Here is a 3279-nt window from a genome sequence, read left to right on the forward strand (position 1 = left end):
CCCCCCGCGCTGCCCCCACTGCCACGCCGCTGCGCATCACTTTTCCTGATTCCCTGCCCGTCTCGGGCAAGCGTGAAGAGATCATGGCGGCCATCACCAAGCACCAGGTCATCATCGTGTGCGGTGAGACGGGCTCGGGCAAGACCACGCAGCTGCCCAAGATTGCGCTGGCGCTGGGCCGGGGCAAGTGCAATGCCAAGCCGGGGCAGAAAGGCCAGCTCATCGGCCACACCCAGCCGCGCCGCATTGCCGCCAGCAGCGTGGCCAAGCGCATTGCCGAAGAGCTGAACACGCCACTGGGCGATGTGGTGGGCTTCAAGGTGCGCTTCCAGGACCGCCTCTCCCGCGATGCCTCCGTCAAGCTCATGACCGACGGCATCTTGCTGGCCGAGACGCAGACCGACCCGCTGCTCAAGGCCTACGACACCATCATCATCGACGAGGCGCACGAGCGCAGCCTCAACATCGACTTCCTGCTGGGCTACATCCGCCAGATCCTGCCGCGCAGGCCCGATCTGAAAGTCATCGTCACGTCCGCCACGATCGATGCCGACCGGTTTGCCAAGCATTTCGAGAGCGCCAAGGGCCCGGCCCCGGTCATCATGGTCTCGGGCCGCACCTTCCCGGTGGAGCAGCGCTGGCGGCCGTTTGAAGAGACGCGCGACCACGGCCTGAACGAAGCGATTGCCGATGGCGTGGACGAGCTGTGGGCGGGCAATGCGGGCGGCGACATCCTGATCTTCCTGCCCGGCGAGCGCGAGATCCGCGAGGCCGCCGACCACCTGCGCAAGCACCTGTCTCACCAGCCGGTGATGCGCAATGCCGAGGTGCTGCCGCTGTTTGCCCGGCTGAGCCAGGCCGAGCAAGACCGCATCTTTGACGGCCACACCGGCCGCCGCATCGTGCTGGCGACCAACGTGGCCGAAACTTCGCTCACCGTGCCCGGCATCCGCTACGTGATTGACGCTGGCACGGCGCGCGTCAAGCGTTATTCATTCCGCAGCAAGGTCGAGCAGCTGCTGGTCGAGCCCATCAGCCAGGCCGCCGCCAACCAGCGCGCAGGCCGCTGCGGCCGGGTGGCCAACGGCATTTGCATCCGCCTGTACGACGAGGCGGATTTCAACAGCCGCCCGCGCTTCACTGACCCCGAAATCCTTCGCAGCTCGCTCGCGGGCGTCATCCTGCGCATGAAGTCGCTGCACCTGGGCGATGTGGGGCAGTTCCCGTTTATCGAGGCGCCCTCGGGCCGCGCGATTGCCGACGGCTACCAGCTGCTGTCTGAGCTGGGCGCCGTGGATGACGCGAACGAACTCACGCCCATGGGCGTGGAGCTGTCGAAGCTACCGCTGGACCCGCGTGTGGGCCGCATGATTCTGGAGGCGCGCGAGCGCCGCGCGCTCGACGAGGTGCTGGTCATCGCCAGCGCACTGAGCGTGCAGGACGTGCGCGACCGCCCGCTCGAAGCGCAGCAGCAGGCCGACCAGGCGCACGCCAAGTTCGACGACGAAAAGAGCGAATTCAGCGGCTACCTCAAGCTCTGGAAGTGGATCAACGAAGCGCGCGGCGGGGCGCCCAGCCTGCCGTCGGCGCGTGCACAAAAGGCCATGGCGCAGCAGAAGGCGCCTTCGCAGGCGCATTTGCCCGTGGCGCAGCGCTCGGCGGCGGCAGCGCCTGTGCCCGCCGTGGCCAGCGTGGCGGCGCCTGCGCCCACCCACAAGCTCAGCAACCGCCAGTACGAGCAGCTGCTGCGCCAGAACTTCATCAGCATCCGCCGCCTGCGCGAGTGGCGTGACATCCACACCCAGCTGCTCACGGTGGTGACCGAGCACAAGTGGCAGATCAACACCCAGCCCGCCAGCTACGAACAGATCCACCTGTCCATGCTCTCGGGCCTGCTGGGCAACATCGGCGTCAAGAGCGACGAGGAAGACTGGTACTTGGGCGCGCGCGGCATCAAGTTCTACAAGCACCCGGGCGCCCATCTCAACAAGAAGCCCGGCCGCTGGATCGTGGCGGCCGAGCTGGTCGAGACCACGCGCCTCTTCGGTCGGGGCATCGCCGCCATCGAACCCCAGTGGCTGGAGCAAGTGGGCGGCCACCTGCTCAAAAAGCAGATGCTGGACCCGCACTGGGAGAAAAAAGCCGCGCAGGTCACGGCGCTGGAGCGCGCCACGCTCTACGGCATCGTGGTCTACAACAACCGGCGCGTGGACTTTGGCAAGGTAGACCCGCAGGGCGCCCGCGAAGTCTTTCTGCGCGAAGCCCTGGTGCAGGGGGAGTGGGAGACGCGCCTGCCGTTCCTGGCCGCCAACCAGAAGCTCATTGCCAAGGTCGAAGAGCTGGAGCACAAGTCGCGCCGCCAGGACGTGCTGGTGGACGATGAGCTCATCTACGCCTTCTACGACCAGCAGGTGCCCCAGGACGTGTGCAGCGGCACCACGTTTGAGCGCTGGTACAAGGAAGCGAGCCGCGCCAACCCCGAGCTGCTCAAGCTCACGCGCGACGAACTCATGCGCCACGAGGCGGCGGGCATCACCACCAGCGCCTTCCCCAAGACCGTGCGCCTAGGCGGCGTGGACTGCACCGCCACCTACCTGCACGAGCCCGGCGACGCGCGCGACGGCATCACCGTGACCATCCCGCTCTTCGTGCTCAACCAGGTGAGCGACGAGCGCTGTGAATGGCTGGTGCCCGGCATGCTCAAGGACAAGATCCAGGCGCTGCTCAAGAGCCTGCACCAGCGCCCGCGCAGCCGCTTTGTGCCGCTGCCCGAGTCAGCCGCGCGGCTGGCCGAGCTGTTCAACGCGCCTGAGCGGTTTGGCACCGGCAGCCTCACCGATGCGCTGCTCAAGCAGGTGCGCGACGAGACCTCTCTCGATGTCAAGCGCGCCGACTTCAAGCTCGACATGCTCAGCCCCCATCTGTTCATGAACTTCCGCGTGGTGGACGAACATGGCCGCCAACTGGGCCATGGCCGCAACCTGGGCGCGCTCAAGGCCGAGTGGGGCGCCAAGGCGCGCGGCGCCTTCCAGGCGCTGGCGGGGCTCAAGCTGGGCGGTGCGGCGGCAGAGGCGCAAAATTCTGATTCAAAAATGCCCTCTGCGCCTGATGGTAAAGCGCAAGCAGCTATCAAATCAGGAGCAAAAGCGTCCACGCATCCTGCCCAGCCCTCCCCCGCTGCGCAGACCACACCCTCGGCCCCCGCAGGCCAGCGCTACAACACCTGGACGTTTGGCGAGCTGCCTGAACTCATGGAGATCAAGAAGGCTGGGCAAACGC

At 66.8% G+C, this 3279-nt stretch carries 1 protein-coding gene; it reads left to right on the plus strand.

Annotation, left to right across the window (positions count from 1 at the left end; all coding sequences use genetic code 11):
* Positions 1-29: 29 nt before the first annotated feature.
* On the plus strand, positions 30-3279 hold a 3250-nt coding region (gene hrpA, locus DBR12_RS18605; protein ID WP_108618622.1), incomplete at its 3' end, for an ATP-dependent RNA helicase HrpA.

This window comes from Acidovorax sp. HMWF029 (genome assembly GCF_003060895.1).
Taxonomy (GTDB): domain Bacteria; phylum Pseudomonadota; class Gammaproteobacteria; order Burkholderiales; family Burkholderiaceae_C; genus Acidovorax.